The following is a 20,639-nucleotide window of genomic DNA, read 5'->3' as shown; positions in this document are numbered from 1 at the left end:
CGGCTTGCGTGGGTTACGGTGTATGCTATGCTTGTTCGCTGCTGCTTAGGGGTTAACGCTTCGCCTTTCGAGTTTGGAACATAACGGCGGCGGCGAAGGGTGCCTTGAGTGCGGCCCTGAGTCCGGAAGTGCGCAGGCCTCGGTTGGTCCAGTCGTTGCAGGTGCGAAAGGCATGGTAGCGGCCCTGGGCCAGGAAGAAAAAGTCTTCGGGAGTGTAGCCAGTTGGTTGTCGCAGTTGCGGGCGCCCTAGGGTATCGGGGCGGAAGGAGTGCTGCACGTAGGCTGTAAGCAGGCGATACTCAGCAGGCGAAATCCGCAGCGGCACAACCTGGGCGCCGGAATCAGGAGCGGCCCTGTAAAAGTCGACGTGCATGAGGGTACGCGAGGGAAAAGCTGCCCCCACAATAGCTTTAGGGCTGGGAAATTTGCCGCCCATCGAGCCCAGAAAAAATCCTTCGTTGCCCCAGCCAAATCCCACGTAGGGGTAACGCGCAAATCGGGTTGTGAGGGTAAGCGAACCTAGTGTTTGCAGCCAGTTGTGGCCCGTATGAGGCTCCTGTGTAGGTAGCACCATCGCGGTATGAAAGCCGTTGGAAACTATATAAACAGGAATGCCATCAGGCGTTTGCCGAAAGCCTGGGTTGATAGGAACCAGAGTGCCCGTCAGCAAAAAGAGAAGAAAAGCAGCAAAAGCCGACATATACAGGCACCTGGCAAGACACTGCGAAGGTACTAGCTTTCCTGGCGGCTGAAACCCTGCGCCCATCTGGGTTTCAGGCGCTAATTGACCTAGCAACTTTGCGTGCAGAGGTGGCTAAACGCATGCATCCGGCCAGCCAGTTTCCCGTAGGAAAGCAGCTGGCCGGATGTGGCAAGGATAAGCTAATAACTGATTACCCGGCGCCCGGTCGCGTCTAGGACCGTACGCGAACTACTGGCCGGCGCGGCTCTACTGCGGCTACTGCTTTGCTTCGTTTGGCCCACGCTTGCTGATCGGCGGGAGCAAGCTGGGGCATACCCAGAGGCACTAGGACTACCGTACCCAGGGCCTTCTGCGACTTTGCGGAGTGCAGGGCAACGGCGGGCTTGATGGAGTGGTAGCCCAACACGGTAGTCCGGACAGTATAGCGGCCCAAGGGCAAGCCAGTAGCACGAAAATGGCCGTTGGCATCTGTTTCTACCGACTTTACAAAACGGCCATCGGAAGCCCGGAGTACCACCACGTAGGAATAAGGAATAGGCTCCTGCGTTTCCCCATCGTAGAGGCGGCCCGAAACCGTACCGCGGCCCGGAGTAGAGCTAGCCTGAGCGGGCTGCTGAGCGCCGACAACGAGGAGGGAAATGCCCAACAGGGCGCTGGAAACAAAGGAAGTTTTCATGACAGTAGTAAGTGAAAGGAAGGGCTTAGACCATCGGGCGGGGCTAGTGGGAACGGCCGCGGTTCCGTTCCGGGCATCCCGGCGAGAGTCAGCAAAAAAGAGAGTTGCATCGAGCCCAGAGCGGCGGGTGGCGAAGTGGCCAGGCGCCGGGTGGGGCAGCGCCCCGCTGGTGTCAGGAGCGGAGCTGTTTCGGGGGGAAGGGGGGCAGCCGGTTTGGCGGGCAGGCCCTACAGGCCGAAGTGGAAGAACAGAATAAAGATACTAAAAGGTACTATGTAAAGCAAGGTACTGTTTAAGTTTATTTTCTGCTTCAGAGTTTTCCAGGGAGTAATTAGTTGTCCAGAAAAAGTGGGGGGGTAAAGCTTGCGTATAACTTCTTAAGCTTTGTCTATCTGATAGATGCTATAGGGAGCGCAAGGGATGCCTGAGGAGTAAAAAAAATATTGATTGTCTTATAATCAGGCCTGCTAGGATAACTTTTGCTTTAAACAGGGCAGCTAAAACTAGTTGTAACTAGGTACTGGAAACAGAGGCTGGGAAAAGGCCTCACGCACGTAGCGGTGTGCCGGGTAACGTGAGGCCTAGATGGTAGCAAAGCGCAGCACAAGCCAGCTACCAAATTCACCCTACCCAAACATTAGTCGAAAATCATTATCGGAAGCAGTGGTTTGAGCTTGCAACAGGGGTAGTAGAACGAGACTTGCCGAACCGCCAGCCCGCATTTCCTAGGCAAAGAAATCGTGGAAAGCCAACGTTAGATGAACGAGGAGCAGTAGAGGGGGCGCGCTTTAAACCATGGAAATGCATATTCAACGGGTGCGAAAAGCTTTAACTGAAACGCAGGGTATAGAGCAGGGGTACTAGGTCTGGTGGCAGCTCAAACTCCGAGAGGCAGTGTGCTTGAGTGCGTTGCTGTTGTGGATACCGCCGTAATAGGCGAGCGTTACAGGAAAGTAAAAAATTATTTTTCCAGCTTCCTGTAACGCCCTAGCTTCGGTTAGCCACCGAACCCACCACCACCGCCCTGCGGCTGATTTTCAATCTTTTTCGGAGGCTTGTTAGAGCCCATGTACCAGCTGAAGCCTAGGTAGCCTACCCGCGACTCCCACTTGTTGTAGTACTCGGCCCGGAAGTTTTCAGTGCGCGACTCCGAGCGGTTACGCTGGGTGTTCAGCACGTCGGATACGCGGAGAGTAAGCGCGGCGCGGTCGTTGAACAGGCGCTGGCGCAGCGCTACATCCATGGAGCCAACCGGAAATACTTTGCCCTGGGCCGTAACGGCCGCTGCGCGGTAGTTACCGGTCAGCTGAATGTCGAGCTTGGGGGTGGGCGTGAAGGAGTTCATCAGGCGGGCCGTGCCCGATACTACCCGGCGATTAGCCTCGTTGCCGGTAGCCGCCGTTACCATATTCTGGAACAACGAGCCGTTGGCCGTGATGCGCCACCATTTGGTCACGGGCTGGTTCAAAGAAACTTCGGCGCCATAGCTGGTTGCCTGCCCGAAGTTTTGGTTGTATTGGGCCGTAATAACCGCTCCGGAACCGTACAGGCGGGTGGCCGTGGTATCTACCCCCACTAGGCGCTGAATGGTGTTGTCGGTATGGCGGTAGAACAAAGTAGAAGTCAGGGATGCCTGCCCGATGCTTATCTGGTGGCCTAATTCAAAGGCATTGATGTACTCGGGGCGCAACGTAGGGTTACCGATGCGGTAGCTGCGCTGGTCTTGGTAGAGTGGGAAAGCTAGCAGCTGCATAAAGCCAGGCCGGTTGAGGCGGCGCGAGTAGCTCAGCTTCACGGTTTGGTCGGCGGTGGGCAGCTTGCGGGCTACCGTGGCCGAAGGGAACAGGTTCAGGTAGCTCAGCTTAAATGGCCCGTTGCCGTTGAGTACTTCGCCGCTGGTGTTGGTGTATTCAGCGCGTAAGCCGCCCTGCATGTTCCATTTGCCCAGTTCCTGCTGGTAGGTAACGTAGCCGGCCTGCATATACTCCTTGAAATCGTACTGATACGAGCGGTCAGCAAGGCGCTCAAAAACGGGGCCATCGGCCTGCTGGCGCAGGAAATCATCGGTGCCGCTATTTTCTTGGTACTGACCTTTGAGGCCGGCATCCAATCTGGCTTTCTCGCCGATGGGGTGCACGTAGTCAACCTGCCCCGACACGGCATTGAGGCCTACGGCCAAGTCTTGTTTCCATTCGCGCAGGTCCGGCGAGCCTTCCGTATTTCGCTGGGCCACCACTACATCGGCGTCGAGGTAGGTATAGTTAGCACTGGCCGTCAGCTCCCGGCCTTTGTGCTCATCCCAGGTACGGCGGTAGTCCACTGAGCCATCGATGTTGTCGACATTCTCCGAAACCCCGAACGTGCTGCCGATGCGGGCATTGGTGGCTCCCGAAAGGGTAGCGAGTTGAAGCCCCGAGTTGGCGCTCCGGTTGAAGTTCGGCTCCAGTGTAACCGTCAGGCTCTGGTTGGCGGGCAAGGTGTAGTCGAAGCCTAGGCGACCGTTGTAGCTTTTGTTGTGGCGTACGTTAGTGCCCTCCTGGTAGGTACGCAGCTCGCGATTTTCTAGGGTAGTGTATTGGTCGCTGCGCATGCGACTGTGGTATTGGTCGTCGCGCATATCAAACGAGCCAAACGTGTTGATTTTGCCCGTGCGCCGGTTCAGGCTAAGGCTGGTGTTGTATTTATCGCGGGTGCCGAGGTTTAGCAGCGCTTGGCCATTCCAGCCGTCTTTTTTCTGCTTTTTCAGAATAATGTTGAGCACCCCACCGGCCCCGGCAGCATCATAGCGCGCCGAAGGGTTGGTCACGACTTCTACCCGCTCAATGGAGCTGGCCGGAATCTGCTCTAGGCGGTTGCCACCGGCTCCACTGTTAGCGGAGTTACTAGGCTTGCCATCAATGAGAATGGTGATGTTGGAAGAGCCGCGCATGCTCACCGTGCCATCGGGGGCTACCGTTACGGAAGGCACGTTTTGGAGCACATTTACGGCGGTGCCGCCCACGCTGCTCAAGTCTTTTTCTACGTTGATTACCTTTTTATCGAGGCTTTCTTGCACGGCGGCCCGTTCGCCCTGTACCGTTACCCCGGCCAGCTGCGTAGCAGTTGGGGCCAGCTTCAGGATGCCAAGCTGCAGGTTGGGAGTTGCGCTGGTTACGCTAATAGTACGGCGCAACCCTTGGTAGCCTACGGCCGAAGCTTTCAGCAGATAGTTGCCCATTCCCAGCTTTTCTAGGGCAAAACGACCGTTTTCAGCTGTTTCGGCGCCGGCAACAAAGGTGGAGTCTTGGGCCCGTAGCACCACTACATTGGTGAACGGAAGCGGCTGCCCGTTGGCATTATCTAGCAAGGTGCCACTAACGGAGCCACTAGGTTGTTGCTGGGCCGCGGCGGCCAAAGGAGCGAGCATAGCGAGGAACCCCAGGCCCCGCAGGGTCCGGCCGGAAGGTAGAAAGGAAGTCATGAGAGGGAGGCAAGTGAGGTACAAACCAGGCAAGGAGAGGCCGTGCCCGGCGGCCGCGGTTCCGCTGGGCTGGCATGGTTGCCAGAAATTCAGTCACGAAAAGCAGGGGCTTCGGCTGCCACAGCGGCAGCGAAACCAAGCGGCCAACACACAAGCGCAGCAGCGAGAAACGATGGTTTCCGGCGAGCTGCTCAGCACCCGGCCCGATTGGCGCAAGGTGGTGGTGGGCATCTGCCGCAGCTGGCGCCGGTAGGGGGCCAAGTGTGCGGCGAGGAGGTTAGCTAATCAATGATCCAAAGGTAAGCGAAGGTACTATGTGACGCAAGGTACTAGTGAAAATAATTTTTCATTTCTAGGAATGCGTTGTGTTTTACAGGAATCAAGGGGGAATAAGGCGGGGCGCACTAGGCTAAATAGAAGCCCAAACCCTAGCAACTGGTACTGGCAGGATAGATGTATCGTCCTTCGCATCCGTTGCCTGCCTCGCAAATAATTGCTGGTGGCTTGCTGGCTGGCTGTCCAAACGGCTCTAGATTAGAATTTCTACAGCCGTACTACAGATACAGGGCATACAAGCGGTTTAGGCTTCTAACCGGCCTAGGCGGTGCCTGACACCTCCAGCCCGCCTTGCTGAGCGTAGCCGAAGCATCTCGCGTGCTTTGATTCTGTCGATTCAATGATGCAGGCAAGATGCTTCAACAAGCTTAACAGGGCATTTTTACTAATCGAAGCAACTTATCGGTCACCGCCTAGTCAAGCAGCTCTCTTGTTGGCTCCACTTCCCACTACAAATTTGGGGCTGACTGACAGCACGTGTCCGAAGGTGAGTTAGCTGCTTTCGTTTCCGAACAGGCTGTCCATTTTTGGACAACTTTATAGTAGGAGGTAATCTGTATTTGGAGTGTAAATACTTGATATATAAATACTTATAAATATGGCACGTCACTTGGCTTACCTATCTGGAAACCCCTTCCTTCCTGTACGAAAATGGACAGAGCCATATCAACATCAACGCAGAACCGCCGTCAGCGCCGCCGCTGGCTGATGGGGTTAGGCATTCTGGTGGCCCTAGCAGTTGGCCTGCTGGCCTTCCGCAATGTGCTGAAACCTAGTGTAGAGCGCAACCGCATTTTAACGGCGCGTACCGAGCGGGGCGATGTAGAAGCCTCCCTTACGGCCGCTGGCATTATTATTCCGGCGCACGAAGCCGTTATTACGAGCCCCATCCAGAGCACCATCCGGCGAGTAGCCGTATCAGTAGGCAGCAAAGTGCAGCCCGGCCAGACCATTCTGGAGCTAGATAAGGAGCTGACAAGCACAGCCCTGGCCAAGCTTCAGGATGAGCAGCAGCAGAATCGCAACAAAAACGGCCAACTCCAGCTCAGCCTCGAAAAAGCCCTAAACGACCTACGTTCGCAGGAGCAAGTGCAGCAAGTGAAAGTTCGCAGCCTGCAGTCGGCCTTGCGTGATGAGCAATACCTGCTCAAGATTGGCGGCGGCACCTCGGAAAGTGTGCGCCAAGCCGAGCTTAACCTTAGAGTAGCCCAACTGGAACTGCAACGCCTCGGAGAGCAAATTCGGAACCAGCGCGCCGCCAATGCCGCCGATGTGCGGGAACTAGGCTTCACGATGCAGATTCAGGACCGCAGCATTGCGGAACTGGCGGGCAAGCTGGCTCAGGCCAATATCAGCAGCCAGCAGCCCGGCGTGCTCACCTGGGTGAACGAAGACCTGGGAACTACGGTGCAGGCCGGCGACGCCCTGGCTCGCGTAGCCGACTTAAGTCGTTTCCGGGTGCGAGCCACCATTTCCGACGCCTATGCCGATGCCCTGCACCTCGGCGATGCGGTAGTAGTGCGCATTAACGGCACCGATTTGCGCGGCGCGATTAGCACCGTAAGCCCTTCCGTTGATAAGGGGGTAGTCACCTTCTACGCAACCCTAACCGAGGATCATCACCCGGCTTTGCGCGCCAATCTGCGGGCCGATGTATTTGTGGTAACCAAGGCCCTGCACAATGTGGTGCGCGTGAAAAACGGCCCCTTCTACCAGGGTGGTAAAGAGCAGCCGGTGTTTGTGCTTCAGAATGGCAAAGCCGTGCGCCGCACCGTGCAGTTCGGCGACAGCAACTTCGACTACGTGCAGATAACCGGAGGCCTAGGTGCCGGCGAGGAGATCATCGTGTCGGATATGAAGGACTACGTTGATACGCCCGAACTCACCCTTAAAGACTAGCTGCCCTATGAAACGGATTCTTCCTTTCCTGGCGCTGCTAGCCGGCACGCCGGCCGTAGCCCAAACGCAGCCATCGGCCCTCACCTTGAGTGAGGTAATTGAGCTAGCCTTGAATCAGTCGGCGCTGGCCAAACAAACGCAAACCAGCCGCGACAAAAGCTACTGGGAGTGGCGCACTTACCAGGCCAATTACAAGCCCCAGTTAGGGTTGCAGGGCACACTGCCCGGGTTCAGCCGCGTGATTACGCCCGTAGTGCAGCCCGATGGTACCACCGATTTTCGGGCCGTGCGCATCAACAACTCCAACCTGGCCTTGTCAATGAGCCAGAACATTGGCCTGACGGGCGGGCAGGTGTTCGTAAGTTCTGAGCTGCAGCGTTTCGATGACTTTAATGGCGGCCTAAAACGCTACAACAACCAACCCATTGCCATCGGCCTAACCCAGCCGCTAGGTTCCTTCAATAGCCTGAAGTGGGCCCGCCGCATTGAGCCACTGCGCTACCAGGAAAGCCAGCGCCTGTACGCCGAGGAGCGGGAAGGCATTGCCCAGCGCATCACGGAGCTGTACTTTGATGTGTTGCAGGAGCAGGTAAATGCCGAAGTGGCCAGCCAGAACGTGCAAGCCAACGAAGAACTGCTCCGGATAGGCAAGGAGCGCTACCAGCTCGGCCGCCTCTCGCAAAGCGACGTACTACGGCTAGAGCTAAACCTACTGAACGCCCGCCAGGCCATGGCCCAAGGCCAACTGGATGCTCAGAACGCGGCCGTGAGTTTGCAGAGCTATACTGGTTTGCGCACCGATGCGGTGCGGCTGCTGGTGCCGGCCGCCGCGCCCCGATTAGTGGTGCCTACTGAGCAAGCCGTAACCCAGGCGCGCCAAAATCGCAGTGTGGTGCTGGCTTTTCGGCGCCGGCTGTTGCAGGCTGAGCGGGAGGTAGCGCAGGCCCGGGGTACCACCGGGTTTCAGGCTACACTCGCGGCCAACCTAGGCTACGTAAACCAAGCGGGCAATCTCTGGGACACGTACGCGGCCTTGCAAAACCAGCAGCAGGTGCGGCTTACCTTTTCGCTGCCCCTAGTAGATTGGGGCAGACAGAAATCCATTGTGAAAACCGCCGAGCTGACCCGCCGCCAGGTGCAAACCGATATTGCGCAGGAAGAAGCCAGCTTCGAGCAGAGCGTGCAGGTGCAGGCTACTCAGCTCAGTACCCTAAGCGAGCAGCTTGCGCTAACCGCCCGCGCCGACTCCTTGGCGCAGCAGCGTTACAACATTGCCCAGGCGACCTACAAAGTTGGGCGCATCAGCCTCACCGACCTCACCATTGCTTCCGCCGAAAAGGACCAGGCCCGCCGTGTGTACATTCTGGCTTTGCGTGCGGCTTGGGTGGCGCACTACCGCTTGCGTGCCCTCACGCTGTATGACTTTGAGCGGCAACAGCCCCTAGCAGCGCAACCATAAGCACTGACCTGGACACCGATTGGCGTTCTGAAATAGATAACGCGTCATGCTGCACAGCGCGAAGACCTTATTCCGTGAGAACCGCATCAATGGTAGGTTCTCACGGAATAAGGTCCTTCGCGCTGTGCAGCATGGCGCTCTTTATAGCTGCTCCTACGCTGGCTCAACGAACACGGTGCCGGATGCCCGCTCACAAACAGGTACGCTATACAATACCGAACACCCTGTCCGGAAACGGACATATTTTATCAATCGTCTATTTTGAATATACTACATAACATGCTGATAAATAGATAATTATAAAATTGGCACAGCGCTTGGCAATACTACTGTAGGCCCCGTGGCTTACTGCCCGAAACCGGACAGACTCTCGTCAGACTTCCTCATCTATCCTGCTCTTCCCATGGAAAACATCCTCGCTCAAACTACCGCCCGGGCCCAATCAGCCAGTGCGGCTTTGGCCACCAGCCAGCCCGTTATTCAACTGCGCGACATCGAGAAGGTATACCAAACCAAAACTATTGAAACGGTGGCCCTGAACCGCGTAAACCTGACCATCAACAAAGGCGAGTTCGTTTCGATAATGGGTCCCTCAGGCTGCGGCAAATCCACGCTACTCAGCATTATTGGCCTGCTCGATGAGCCCACCAGCGGCGTAATTGAGCTGGATGGTCGGCCGGTGCAGTCCTATTCTGATAAGGAGCTCGCCTCCTTGCGCAATCAGAAAATTGGCTTCGTTTTCCAGAGCTACCACCTCATCAACGACCTCTCGGTGCTGGATAACGTGGAGCTGCCCTTGCTGTACCGGCCCGGCGTAGGCGGCAAGGAGCGCCGCGAGCGGGCTTACGCCGCCCTCGATAAAGTAGGCCTCAGTGCCCGCACCAACCACTTCCCCAGCCAGCTTTCTGGTGGCCAGCGCCAGCGCGTAGCCATTGCCCGGGCCCTGGCCGGCAACCCCGAAATCATTCTGGCCGACGAACCTACCGGCAACCTCGACTCGGTGATGGGGGAAGAAATTATGGACTTGCTGCTAGGCCTTAACCAGCAGGAAGGCACCACCATCGTGATGGTAACGCACGATGAGCAGCAGGCACGCCGCACCGAGCGCCTTATCCGCTTCTTCGACGGCAGCCAGGTCAGCTAAGATACCTGGTGCTGATCGCACCCCACTTGTGATACTTCTCGCAGTTTTCTTTCTGAGTTATGAAAACGCTAGCCCTACCTTTCTCTGACACCGACTTAGTTGCCGCCTGCCTACAGGGTAGCGCAGCCGCTCAGGAACAGCTCTATCAGCGCTTTGCTCCCCGCATGCTGGCCGTGTGCCTGCGCTACCTACGCCACGAGTTCGACGCGGAAGATGCCCTAGCCCGCGGCTTCATGAAGGTGTTTCGCTGCTTGGGTCAGTTTGAGGGTAAAGGCAGCCTAGAAGGGTGGGTGCGCCGCATTATGGTGCATGAGGCCCTGAATTTGTTGCGCCGCCGCGAGTCCGTAACCCTTAGCATTGAAGACTGCTACACCGGCCACCTCGCCACCGAGCTGCCCAGCGCCGATGTAGAGCTGCAAGCCGCCGATTTGCTGCGGCTGGTGCAGGAGCTGCCCGCAGGCTACCGGGCCGTGTTTAACCTCTGTGCACTAGAGGGCTATACCCACCCCGAAGTAGCTGAGCTGCTCGGTATTTCAGAAGGCACTAGCAAGTCGCAGCTCAGCAAAGCCCGCGCGGTGCTGCAGCGGCAAGTAGCCGCCCTTCATTCTTCCCTTTCTACTCCCTACTCTCACGCTCATGTTGCTTAGCTACCTCAAAATCGCCTGGAAAGTCTTGCTGCGCCGCAAGTTCTTTACCTTCATCAGCCTGTTCGGCATCTCTTTCACGCTGATGGTGCTGCTCGTGGTAGCGGCCATGTTCGACCACGTGGTGGGCCCGCACGCTCCGGAAACCCGCCTCGACCGGATGCTTTTTGTTAACTTCTTGCACATCAAGTATAAAAACGGCGGCAATCAGAACTCGCCAGCGAGCTACTACCTACTCGATCGGTATGTGCGCCCCCTCAAAACGCCCGAGAAAGTAGCGGTGTACTCTATGTTTCACGCAACGCCTAGCTACGTAGGAAACAACCGCCTCGACCTGGACTTGAAGTACACCGACAATGTGTTTTGGCAAGTGCTGGACTTTACGTTCCGGGAAGGAAAACCCTTCGGTGAGGCTGAAATGAAGTCGGCGGCACGGGTGGCAGTTGTCAACCAGAGCACCGCTCGTAAGTACTTCGGCACCGATACAGGGGTAGTAGGGCGTACCATTGAAATCAACCAAAGCGCTTTCCGAGTAATGGGCGTGGTAGATGATGTGCCCGTGATGCGCGTGTCATCTTATGCCGATGTGTGGGTGCCGCTTTCAACCAGCCCCAACAACCTAAATCAGGCCCGGTTGGATGGTGAATATTCAGCTATCATCTTGGCCAAATCGCCGGCTGATAAAGCTGCTGTACAGGCGGAGTTCGACCAAATGGCCAAGCGCATCCCGCTAACCGACCCCAAGGCAATGGATCATCTGGACCTGCACGCCGATCAGTTGCTAGCCTCCTATTCGCGCCAGATCATGAGCCCCCTGACCGACTACAGCTCCGATGGTACGGCTATCCTATATGCAATTCTGACGGGCCTTGCGCTGCTTTTTATGATGTTACCCGCGCTGAATCTGGTGAACATTAATGTGAGTCGCATTATGGAACGCTCCTCTGAAATTGGGGTCCGGAAGGCCTTTGGCGCCACGGGCCGTACGCTCATCGGGCAGTTTCTGGTAGAGAATATTTTCCTGACGGCCATTGGTGGCCTGCTAGGTCTAGGACTGGCGTACATCGTGCTCCAACTGATTGGCGGTGCCCAGATTATAGCCTACTCTCACTTCGAGCTGAACCTCCGGATTTTTGGCTGGGCGCTGCTCGTGACCTTGCTTTTTGGCTTGCTATCGGGGGTATATCCGGCCTTTAAAATGTCGCGCTTGCTGCCGGTTCAGGCCTTAAAAGGCAGTAGTAACTAATCAGCAGCAGGTGGCTAGCAAGTATTGCTGGTGCTAACCCTGCGCCCCGCTTGCCGCCGTTGGCTTTATCATCTAACCTTCTGCACGCCCACTGCTAATGTGCCGGTGTGCACGATACCCCAGCTACCCCATGATACGTCATCTGTTTACTTTGATTTGGAACCGTAAGCGCTCCAACTTTCTACTCATGGCCGAAATCCTCTTGTCGTTTTTCGTCCTGTTTGTGATTAGCTCCTTGCTGGTCAGTAACCTTTACAACTACCGGCAGCCCATGGGCTTCTCGTCGGAAAACGTGTGGGAGTTTGATGTAGACCCGGGCCAGGATACCACTGACCGCAAAGCCACGCTACGCCTGCTGGTGCAGGAGCTGCAGGCCACACCCGGTGTCGCTGCCGTTACCTGGACGAGCTCAAACACTCCCTTCTCGTTCAGCAACATGAACACCGATGAGTACCGCTACAAGGAAACGAAGGCCCCGCTTACCGAGGTATATGACGCCGACGATGACATGGTACGGGTGCTAGGCCAGAAAGTAGTGGCCGGCCGCTGGTTCGACCGCCGCGATGATGCCGCCACTAGGCCCTCGGTGGTTGTAAACCAGAAGTTTGCGGAGGCAATGTTCGGGGAGGAGCCTGCGGTGGGCAAAATACTGACCAATGAGAAGCACGACAAGCAGTGGCAGGTAGTAGGCGTAATTGAGGCCTACCGCTCCGGTAACGACTTTGCGGCCAATGAGCCAGCCATATTTCTGCGGCGCGTGTTGCAAGGCGCCGGCGATGTTGGTCATTTGGAGATGCCTATTCTGCTGGTGCGGGTGCAGCCGGGTAGCGGTGCCGTGCTGGAGCAGCAGCTGGTGCGCAAAATAAAGCAGGTAACCAAAGGCTGGGATGCCAACGTGAATACCCTGGAAGAAAACCGCCAGGACAAAATGAAATTCATGCTGACGCCCCTGATTGCACTCGGGCTGGTTGGCTTATTCCTGATCCTGAACGTGGCGCTGGGGCTGTTTGGTGTGCTCTGGTACAATATCAATCAGCGCAAGGCTGAAATTGGGTTGCGCCGGGCCTTAGGGGCCACCGGTAATAATATTGGGCGGCAGTTTTTGGGCGAAATGCTGGTAGTGACTACGCTGGGCGTGCTAGGAGGGCTGGTGCTGGCCATACAATTTCCGCTGCTGGGCGTGTTTGGAGTGGCATCCACGGTGTATGTGCAGGCCATGATTTTGGCTACTGTGCTGATATTTTTGCTCACGGCAATTTGTGCTTGGCAGCCCAGCCGCATTGCTGCCGGCATTCACCCAGCTGTGTCATTGCGGGAAGAGTAAAGCGCTTCCTTCTGTTTTTAGGCCCCGAGTTGGTCTGGTTTTGAAATGCAGTTTTGCTGCAGCAGGGCCTTCAATCTTTCGCGCCAAATTCCGTCCTTCGCGCTCTACACTATGATACTGATTGTTGACGACGATGTGGCAATACGCACTTCGCTGGGGCTGCTGCTGAAACAGGCAGGCTACCCGGCGAAGGGCGTTGCCACGCCCGAAGAAGCCCTACTCTTTGTGCAGGAAACGCCGCCGCGCCTGGTGCTTATGGATATGAACTACTCCCTGGATACCTCCGGCCAAGATGGCCTGCGGTTGCTAGGGCAGGTAAAGCAGGTAACCCCTCAGGTACCCGTCATCCTGATTACCGGCTGGGGCTCTATATCCTTGGCTGTGGAAGGCATGAAAGCGGGCGCTGCGGAGTTCATCACCAAGCCTTGGCACAACGACTCGCTGCTGCAAACCATCCGGACTATTCTGAGCCTGAGCGAGGCTGAGCCCGAAACCGACCCTAGTGCGCTCAGCCGCCGCCAGCTTGACAAGCAGTATAACTTCCGGAATATTGTAGGCCAGGATGCGCGCCTGCTGCACGTACTACGCAGTGTAGGCCAGGTTGCCGCCACCGATGCCTCCGTACTGATTGAAGGCGAATCGGGAACGGGCAAGGAGCTGATTGCCGAGGCCGTGCACCAGAACAGCCACCGCCGCCGGCAGCCGTTTGTGAAAGTGAACCTGGGTGGTATATCAGCCTCGTTGTTTGAAAGCGAAATGTTCGGCCACCGGCGCGGAGCCTTTACTGATGCTAAAACCGACCGCCAGGGCCGCTTTGAGCTGGCCAATGGTGGCACCATCTTTCTGGATGAGATAGGGGAGTTGGACATGGGCAGCCAGGTGAAGCTGCTACGCGTGCTGCAGGACCGGACCTACGAAGTGCTCGGTGACAGCAAGCCGCGCCGCTTGGATATCCGCGTAATTTGCGCCACCAACCGCAACCTGGCCGAGATGGTGCAGCAGGGGCGCTTCCGCGAAGACTTGTTCTACCGCATCAATCTGATTACAGTACGCCTTCCGGCCCTCCGGGAGCGGCCTCAGGATATTCCGCTGCTGGTGCAGCACTTTGTAGATGGCCTGCGTGCTACCTATAATCGGGCCTCGCTGAAAGTAAATACCCGAGCCTTGCACTGGCTGCAGGAGCAACCGCTGCCCGGCAATATTCGGGAACTGAAAAACCTGGTGGAGCGGGCAGTGCTGGTGAGCGGCAAAGACGAACTAGGCCCCGAAGACTTCCAAGCCCAGTTTCAGCGCGTACCCGTGCGGCAACCCGAGCCCGGCGAACTGCCCGAGCCCGGCACCATCACGCTCGATGAGCTGGAGGCCCAAATGATAAAGCGAACCTTGGAGCATTACAGCGGCAACATCAGCCGCGTAGCCAAAGCCCTGGGCCTGAGCCGCGGCGCGCTCTACCGCCGCCTCGAGAAGTATGCCATTCCGTTTGACGCAGAATAGCGCGTCGAAAACATTGTCATGCGGAGCTTGCGACAGCAAGTCTACTGAAGCTAATCCAGTTGCTTAGCTTCAGTAGACTTGCTGTCGCAAGCTCCGCATGACGTTCTTTGGGTTAAGATCATAGCACCAATTTCCCTTGCATGGCCCTACGCGTTAAGTTTATCCTGTTCGTGGTTATCATTCATGCCGTGCTGATTGTGCTGGCCGCACAGGTAATGCGCACGAACGCGCCATTGTTTGTGGGGCTGGAGGTGCTGCTTGTCATCAGCATTATTCTCACGGTGCAGCTCTATAAAGGGTTTGTGCGGCCGTTTCATTTGATTGCGGCCGGTACAGAGGCTATTCGCGCCAAAGATTTTTCCATGAAGTTTGTGCCGGTGGGCCAACGCGAAATGGACCAGCTCATTGATGTGTATAACCACATGATTGACGAGCTGCGCAAGGAACGCGTTACGCAGCACGAGAAAAGCTACCTGCTGGAAAGCCTGATTCAGGCCTCGCCCGCCGGTGTGTTGCTGCTCACGTTTGATGGGCGCATTGAAGGCGTAAACCCAGCCGCTGAGCGCATGCTGAGGTTGCCTGCCGCGCAGCTGCTAGGGGAGCTGCCCGCCCAACTGCCCGGCGACTGGGGCCAAGCACTAGGTCACCTTTCCGAGCAAGCCCCTCAGGTAGTGCGCCTTTCCGGCATTCAGACGTACCGGGCGCACAGCTCCCGCTTCGTAGATCGGGGGTTTACGCGTCGGTTTATTGTGTTGGAAGAGCTAACGCAGGATTTGATTCGGCAGGAAAAGCAGGCCTATGAGAAGCTGATTCGGATGATGTCGCACGAAATCAATAACTCTATCGGCGCTATTAACTCTATTCTGCAAAGCTTCCATTACTACGCGCCGCAGCTCCGACCCGACGACCAGCCCGATTTCACGGAGGCACTGGATGTGTCCATCAACCGCAATACGCACCTAGCCAACTTCATTGCCAATTTTGCCAACCTTGTGCGCCTGCCCCTGCCGCAGCGCCAGCCCACCGATGTGCATGAGCTGCTGCGCACTATTGAGCGCCTCATGCACGTGCAGGTAGAGCGCCGTCGCATCCGGTGGCACTGGGAGCTGGCTGCCGGCCCCATGGTAGTAGACTTGGACCCCATGCAGCTGGAACAAGCTGTGCTCAACATCTGCAAAAATGCCCTCGAGGCGATTGGGGAGGAAGGCAACGTATGGGTACGCACTACCCAGGAGCCCGCACAGGTTATCATCGAAAACGACGGCCCGGGCATTGCGCCCGAGGTGCAACGCCGCCTCTTCACGCCCTTCTACAGTACCAAGCGCGACGGCCAAGGCATCGGCCTCACGCTCATACGCGACATTCTGCTGCAACACAACTTCACCTTCAGCCTAGAAACGCAGGAAAATGGCCGGACGGCGTTTACCATCCGGTTTTGAATAAGTGTGGGGCTAGTAAAGCAGGACTGAAAAGCTACTCCAGGGTTATACGGCGCATCTGCTTGCCATTCCGCACCAGGTATACTCCGGGCTTCAGGTTGGGTAGTTGCAGGCCTTCTATATCATAGGCTGGGCGGGCGTCGCTGATTACAAGGCGGCCCATGGTGTCAAACACCTGTACAGGCTGATTCGGCTCTAGGCCAGCTGCCCACACGGTGCCGCGGCTGGGGTTGGGCCATACGGTAAACTCGGCAGCAGAGCGGTCCTGGAGGTTGGTAACACGGGTAGCGAAAAAGCGGTCAGCGAAGTAGTCATAATAGGCAGCTCCGCCGGGTACTTCCGTTTCTCCCAGGCGAATGGCCGGCCCTTTGAAGGTGCCGGCAACCAGGGCGTCACCTTGGGGAGTCAGGGCGATGCCTAACCCCGTGTTTTCGCCCTTTTTATTGCCTCCGCCCCCAAGTGCCCAGCGCCACGAACCGGCCGCATCAAGCTGCGCTACCAGCACGTCCGACTTGCCCACGGAAGTCAGTACCGGCAAGTTTCCAAAAGGAACCCTAGCGCCGCTAAAGGAGCCCGTGATGGTTACGTTGCCCGCTTGCCCCAGCGCGATGCCCATGCCTAAGTCATTCTCCGGTCCGCCGCCGCGCACCGCCCACTGCCAGGCACCATTCGTAGTGAGCTTGGCTACCACAACGTCGTTGTTGCGGTCGGGTTTGGGAAGATTCGTAGCACCGAAGGCAGCGAGCTGTCCCGCTACGTTGCCCACCACATACACGCTGCTCGCGGCCTTATCCACTACAAGGTCGTTGCCCAGGGTTCGGGCTGTGCCACCACCTAGTACAGCCCATAGCCAGTTGCCGGCCGGGTCCAGCTTCGTCAAGAACATGCTGCTCCACTCACCGGTTTTGCGGAGGATGGTAGTTCCAAATCGGCCATAGTAGCCTTCTAAACTTCCGGTTACGTACACATTGCCGCGGGCATCGAGGTCGATACCATTGCCGAAGTCGTAGCTACCCTGGCCGCCTTCCACCACTGCCCATAGCCACTCGCCACTAGGGGCCAATTTGGCCACAAACACGTTGTAGGCGCCTTCATTAAAAACGGTAGTAGAGCCAAACTCAACATGATAACCGCGCAGGCCACCTGTTACATACACATTGCCGGCGGCATCCACTACTAGGTCGTTGCCGTAGACAAAGTTATTGGAGTTGTCGCCCAGGGTTTGAGCCAGTTGCAGCCACTGGCCGTTGGCATCCAGCTTGGCCACAAACAGGTTGATGTTGAAGTGCGGGTTTTGAATAGCATAGGCGCCAAAATCGCCTTGCCAACTGTCCGTGTTGCCCGTGATGTAGAGGTGGCCGGCCGCATCTAGCGTAATGCCATTGCCGATATCCTCGCCGCGGCCACCTGCCCGCACGGCCCATTGATATACTCCCTCAGCATTGAGCTTTGCCACGAAAACATCGTAGTCGCCGACAGAGGTGAGGGTAGTAGCGCCTAGGGTCAGGGTTTGCCGGAAAGTGCCCACCACATAGGAGTTGCCGGCCGCATCGGTAGCCACGCCGCGCGCTTGTGCCTGTTGGCTGTAGTCTTTCGGTTTTTCACCGCCCGAAGCCCAGGCAAAAGCCGGAACCTGTGCAACCACAACTTTTGACAGCAGCAAAAAAACTCCTAGAAAAATAAAAACGATACGTAGAGGTTGCGACATAACCTGCCTAAGAAAGAGTGAAAGTATAATACACGCTGAATTCGCTAGGCTTACTAATTACTCTTATTCCAGTAAATCAGGAAGATAGTATTGGGTAGCTAGCGCCTCAGGCGCTGCTATATATGATTACAAATATAATGCCTGCTCGACAGTAGGATTGGCTAGGTCAGAGCAGTTAGGCAACCGGATTACTTCTTTTTGGCAGGAGCAACCGGTTTGCGCGCTGGTGCTGGTTTAGTGGCGGGAGCGGAGGTGCCTTCAGCTACCTGCTGCCCGTTGCGGAAGGTTTTCTTTTCGCGCACCGTTGTGCCATCGGCCCCAAAATACCTCCACACGCCGGTTTCCTTGCCATTTCGAAAGGCCCCTGAAACCTCAGTGGTGCCATCTTCCCGCAACTGACGGAAGGCACCAGTCTTCAGGCCCTTCACGTACGTTGTTTCTGCTTTGAGCTTGCCGGAGGAGTAGTACTCCTGTCCTAGGCCGGTAGGTTTGCCTGCTTCGTACACCAGCTTACTTTGTACTGTGCCGGTAGGGTAGTAGGTGAGCTGCTCGCCCGTTATTTTGCCGTTCACGTACGTTTCTTGCTTCTGCACTTGCTTGCCGCCCGGGTGGAAGGTGCGCCACACGCCGCTTGGCTGCCCATTTTTGTACTGCTGTTCCTCTTTGGGCAAACCATCCTCAAAGTAGCTCGTAATTTTCCGGTCGCGGCCTTGGTTGGCGTACTCTATCTTCTGCTGCACCTTCCCTGATTCGTAAAAGTCTTGCTGAGTGCCCACCAGCACGCCCTGCCGGTAGGTTTGGGTGCTTTTCACCGCCCCGCTTTCATAATACGATTTTGCCGGCCCATCGAGGTTGCTGGTGCCGCCCGCTAGGTTTTTGGCTTGCTTGGTCAGGTCGTCGCCGAGCGGGTTCTTCACGGCGCGGCCCACCAAGGTAGCAGGAGCGTAGGTGCCTTCAGTGCGGAGCTTGCCGGAGCGGTAGTAGCTGCGGTAGCTACCTCGGCCTGTTTTATCGGCCTGCACGTCGGTTTCTACTTGGCCGTTGTCGTAATAGGTTTTGTAGGGGCCAGCCAGCAGGCCTTTGCTATACAGGCCTTCGCTCTGAAGTTGGCCGTTTTCAAAATACGTTTTGGCCGGCCCATTTGCCTGGCCATTCTGATACGTAATTTCCGCTTTGATCTTGCCCGATGGATATAGCTCGCGGATGGCGCCAGCGGGCTGCCCATTGTTCAGGGTGGTTTCCAGCTTTACTTCGCCGCTCGGGTGGTAATAGCGCAAGGTGCCGGTGGGCTGGTCGTTTTCGTAAGTGCCTTCCTGCGCCAGTTTGCCCGAGTCATAATACGTTTTGAACGGCCCCTGACGCACGCCCTGCTGGTAAGTTACTTCCAGCCGGCGGCCTCCGTTCGGATGAAACTCAACGTACGCCGAGTCGCGCTTACCATCGGAATAGCGCGTTTGGGCTTCTAGCTTGCCCGAATAGTAAAATCGCTTGTACGGGCCTTGCATTACGGTATCGGCGGCCACCAGGGCCGAGAAAATTTCCCGTTTGTGCGTGTTAGTCGAGTCGAAGTAGGTAGTAAGGCGGCGCAGCTTTTGGGCTTGGGCCGAGGAAGCAGCTAGTAGCCCCAGTGGGAGCAACCAAAGAAAACGTTTCATAGCGGCAAGAACGAAAGATTAGCGGAGATAGTGCAGACTGCAACGTAGGCCGGCGTAGCATGCTTACAACCTTCGTGCCCACTGCCGCGCACGAAAAAGCCCCGCCGCAAAACTGCAACGGGGCTTTTCTAAAAAAGAGAGACCTAGTACGCGAGGCTTAGAGCTTTTCTAGCACGAGGCTGCTAGCGCCACCGCCGCCATTGCAAATACCCGTCACGCCAATTTTGCCGCCTTCTGTCTGCAGCACGTTCAGCAGCGTGGTCACGATTCGGGCACCGGAAGCACCTAGGGGGTGGCCCAACGATACGGCACCGCCATACACGTTAACCTTTGTGCCTTCCAGGTTCAGCAGCTTGTTGTTAGCCAGTGACACCACCGAAAACGCCTCGTTGATTTCGTAGAAATCAACCTCCGACGCCTCAACGCCGGCATTTTTCAGCGCTTTCGGAATGGCTAGGGCTGGCGTAGTAGTGAACCACTCCGGTGCCTGTTCGGCATCGGCAAAACCACGAATCAGTGCCAGGGGCTTCACGCCCAACTGCTCAGCTTTTTCACGGCTCATTAGCAGCACAGCAGCAGCGCCGTCATTGAGGGTAGAGGCGTTGGCCGCCGTTACCGAGCCTTCTTTGGTGAAAGCTGGCTTGAGGTTGGCAAACTTAGCGAAGTCGGCTTTGGTGTACTCCTCGTCGTCTTCTACCACCGTGCTCTTGCCGCGTACCGTTACCGTTACGGGAATGATTTCATCCTTCTTCTTGCCGGCTTTCGCAGCCGCAGCACTGCGCTCGTAGCTCTGCTGGGCAAAGGCATCCTGCTCCTCGCGGGTGATGCCGTAATGCGCAGCCGTAGCATCGGCAGCGTTGCCCATGGCGTAGTCGTGGTAGGGGTCCCACAGGCCGTCGCGCACGAGGCCGTCAATCATCTGGCCGTGGCCATATTTAGCGCCGAAACGAGCTTTATCGAGGTAGTACGGCACATTCGACATGCTTTCCATGCCACCAGCCAGAATCACATCGGCCTGGCCCAGCATAATAGCCTGGGCGCCGAACATAATGGCTTTCGTGCCCGAAGCACACACTTTGTTTACCGTGGTGCATTCCACAGTATCGGGCAAACCTGCTTTTTTGGCTGCCTGACGGGCCGGAGCCTGACCAAGGTTAGCCGAAATAACATTGCCCATAATTACCTGCTGCACTTCGCTGGCATCAACGCCGGCTTTTTCCAGAGCACCCTTCAGGGCAATGGCACCTAGCTCCGTTGCCGACAGCGTAGACAAGCTGCCCCCGAAAGAGCCGATGGGCGTCCGGACCGCGGCCACGATTACTACTTCTTTGATTTGCATAAAACGAGTGGGTGGGATTGGTTGAATTCAGGTTCAAAGGTAGCCGTTAGTCCAGACATGCCCGAAACGTACCCTCAATTTTGCGGGCACCTCTTAGGCACTTTAAGCCCGGG

General features: G+C 56.7%; 14 protein-coding genes. 8 read left to right on the top strand and 6 right to left on the bottom strand.

Annotation, left to right across the window (positions count from 1 at the left end; genetic code table 11):
- Positions 1-52: 52 nt before the first annotated feature.
- The 3 genes from ACYVHC_RS03075 to ACYVHC_RS03065 all read right to left on the bottom strand — a co-directional run bounded on the left by ACYVHC_RS03075 (position 53) and on the right by ACYVHC_RS03065 (position 4,839).
- On the bottom strand, positions 53-700 hold the full coding sequence (locus ACYVHC_RS03075; protein WP_460612197.1) for a DUF2459 domain-containing protein: 648 nt from the start codon (positions 698-700) through the stop codon (positions 53-55).
- A gap of 214 nt (positions 701-914) precedes the next feature.
- Complete coding sequence (locus ACYVHC_RS03070; RefSeq protein WP_460612195.1) at positions 915-1,379, bottom strand: carboxypeptidase-like regulatory domain-containing protein; 465 nt, start codon at positions 1,377-1,379, stop codon at positions 915-917.
- A gap of 997 nt (positions 1,380-2,376) precedes the next feature.
- The gene (locus ACYVHC_RS03065) at positions 2,377-4,839 is read right to left on the bottom strand and encodes a TonB-dependent receptor (protein WP_460612194.1); all 2,463 of its coding nucleotides are present in this window, start codon (positions 4,837-4,839) and stop codon (positions 2,377-2,379) included.
- Positions 4,840-5,826: 987 nt separating this feature from the next.
- On the opposite strand from ACYVHC_RS03065, the gene ACYVHC_RS03060 reads away from it, so the two are divergent.
- From ACYVHC_RS03060 to ACYVHC_RS03025, 8 genes are all read left to right on the top strand, one after another.
- The gene (locus ACYVHC_RS03060) at positions 5,827-7,074 is read left to right on the top strand and encodes an efflux RND transporter periplasmic adaptor subunit (RefSeq protein ID WP_460612193.1); all 1,248 of its coding nucleotides are present in this window, start codon (positions 5,827-5,829) and stop codon (positions 7,072-7,074) included.
- Between the two features lie 7 nt (positions 7,075-7,081).
- A complete protein-coding gene (locus ACYVHC_RS03055) occupies positions 7,082-8,533 on the top strand; it encodes a TolC family protein (protein WP_460612192.1) in 1,452 nt (483 codons plus the stop codon).
- Positions 8,534-8,936: 403 nt separating this feature from the next.
- Positions 8,937-9,677, top strand: a complete 741-nt coding sequence (locus tag ACYVHC_RS03050; protein ID WP_460612191.1) for an ABC transporter ATP-binding protein — start codon at positions 8,937-8,939, stop codon at positions 9,675-9,677.
- Positions 9,678-9,736: 59 nt separating this feature from the next.
- Positions 9,737-10,324: an RNA polymerase sigma factor gene (locus ACYVHC_RS03045; RefSeq protein ID WP_460612190.1), complete on the top strand. Its 588-nt coding sequence runs from the start codon at positions 9,737-9,739 to the stop codon at positions 10,322-10,324.
- Entirely contained in the window at positions 10,314-11,567 is a 1,254-nt protein-coding gene (locus tag ACYVHC_RS03040; protein WP_460612189.1) for an ABC transporter permease, read from the top strand. The genes ACYVHC_RS03045 and ACYVHC_RS03040 overlap by 11 nt, the downstream gene beginning before the upstream one ends.
- Positions 11,568-11,754: 187 nt before the next feature.
- Complete coding sequence (locus ACYVHC_RS03035; RefSeq protein ID WP_460612187.1) at positions 11,755-12,891, top strand: ADOP family protein; 1,137 nt, start codon at positions 11,755-11,757, stop codon at positions 12,889-12,891.
- Positions 12,892-13,002: 111 nt separating this feature from the next.
- Complete coding sequence (locus tag ACYVHC_RS03030) at positions 13,003-14,385, top strand: sigma-54-dependent transcriptional regulator (RefSeq protein WP_460612186.1); 1,383 nt, start codon at positions 13,003-13,005, stop codon at positions 14,383-14,385.
- A gap of 140 nt (positions 14,386-14,525) precedes the next feature.
- Positions 14,526-15,824, top strand: a complete 1,299-nt coding sequence (locus ACYVHC_RS03025) for a sensor histidine kinase (protein ID WP_460612185.1) — start codon at positions 14,526-14,528, stop codon at positions 15,822-15,824.
- Positions 15,825-15,858: 34 nt separating this feature from the next.
- On the opposite strand, the gene ACYVHC_RS03020 is transcribed toward ACYVHC_RS03025, so the two are convergent.
- The 3 genes from ACYVHC_RS03020 to ACYVHC_RS03010 form a co-directional block, all read right to left on the bottom strand.
- Positions 15,859-17,487, bottom strand: coding sequence for an SBBP repeat-containing protein (locus ACYVHC_RS03020; RefSeq protein WP_460612184.1), 1,629 nt, complete (start codon positions 17,485-17,487; stop codon positions 15,859-15,861).
- Positions 17,488-17,720: 233 nt separating this feature from the next.
- Positions 17,721-19,187: a toxin-antitoxin system YwqK family antitoxin gene (locus ACYVHC_RS03015; protein WP_460612183.1), complete on the bottom strand. Its 1,467-nt coding sequence runs from the start codon at positions 19,185-19,187 to the stop codon at positions 17,721-17,723.
- A gap of 157 nt (positions 19,188-19,344) precedes the next feature.
- Complete coding sequence (locus tag ACYVHC_RS03010; protein WP_460612182.1) at positions 19,345-20,526, bottom strand: acetyl-CoA C-acyltransferase; 1,182 nt, start codon at positions 20,524-20,526, stop codon at positions 19,345-19,347.
- Positions 20,527-20,639: the final 113 nt, after the last annotated feature.

The sequence above is a fragment of the Hymenobacter seoulensis genome (assembly GCF_054780535.1).
This window is presented reverse-complemented; position numbering and strand designations above follow the sequence as displayed.

What these genes read in the sequence shown, in the direction of transcription:
- ACYVHC_RS03075 (WP_460612197.1), bottom strand. Translation starts at nt 700, where the DNA reads ATGTCGGCTTTTGCTGCTTTTCTTCTCTTTTTGCTGACGGGCACTCTG.
- ACYVHC_RS03070 (WP_460612195.1), bottom strand. Translation starts at nt 1,379, where the DNA reads ATGAAAACTTCCTTTGTTTCCAGCGCCCTGTTGGGCATTTCCCTCCTC.
- ACYVHC_RS03065 (WP_460612194.1), bottom strand. Translation starts at nt 4,839, where the DNA reads ATGACTTCCTTTCTACCTTCCGGCCGGACCCTGCGGGGCCTGGGGTTC.
- ACYVHC_RS03060 (WP_460612193.1), top strand. Translation starts at nt 5,827, where the DNA reads ATGGACAGAGCCATATCAACATCAACGCAGAACCGCCGTCAGCGCCGC.
- ACYVHC_RS03055 (WP_460612192.1), top strand. Translation starts at nt 7,082, where the DNA reads ATGAAACGGATTCTTCCTTTCCTGGCGCTGCTAGCCGGCACGCCGGCC.
- ACYVHC_RS03050 (WP_460612191.1), top strand. Translation starts at nt 8,937, where the DNA reads ATGGAAAACATCCTCGCTCAAACTACCGCCCGGGCCCAATCAGCCAGT.
- ACYVHC_RS03045 (WP_460612190.1), top strand. Translation starts at nt 9,737, where the DNA reads ATGAAAACGCTAGCCCTACCTTTCTCTGACACCGACTTAGTTGCCGCC.
- ACYVHC_RS03040 (WP_460612189.1), top strand. Translation starts at nt 10,314, where the DNA reads ATGTTGCTTAGCTACCTCAAAATCGCCTGGAAAGTCTTGCTGCGCCGC.
- ACYVHC_RS03035 (WP_460612187.1), top strand. Translation starts at nt 11,755, where the DNA reads ATGGCCGAAATCCTCTTGTCGTTTTTCGTCCTGTTTGTGATTAGCTCC.
- ACYVHC_RS03030 (WP_460612186.1), top strand. Translation starts at nt 13,003, where the DNA reads ATGATACTGATTGTTGACGACGATGTGGCAATACGCACTTCGCTGGGG.
- ACYVHC_RS03025 (WP_460612185.1), top strand. Translation starts at nt 14,526, where the DNA reads ATGGCCCTACGCGTTAAGTTTATCCTGTTCGTGGTTATCATTCATGCC.
- ACYVHC_RS03015 (WP_460612183.1), bottom strand. Translation starts at nt 19,187, where the DNA reads ATGAAACGTTTTCTTTGGTTGCTCCCACTGGGGCTACTAGCTGCTTCC.
- ACYVHC_RS03010 (WP_460612182.1), bottom strand. Translation starts at nt 20,526, where the DNA reads ATGCAAATCAAAGAAGTAGTAATCGTGGCCGCGGTCCGGACGCCCATC.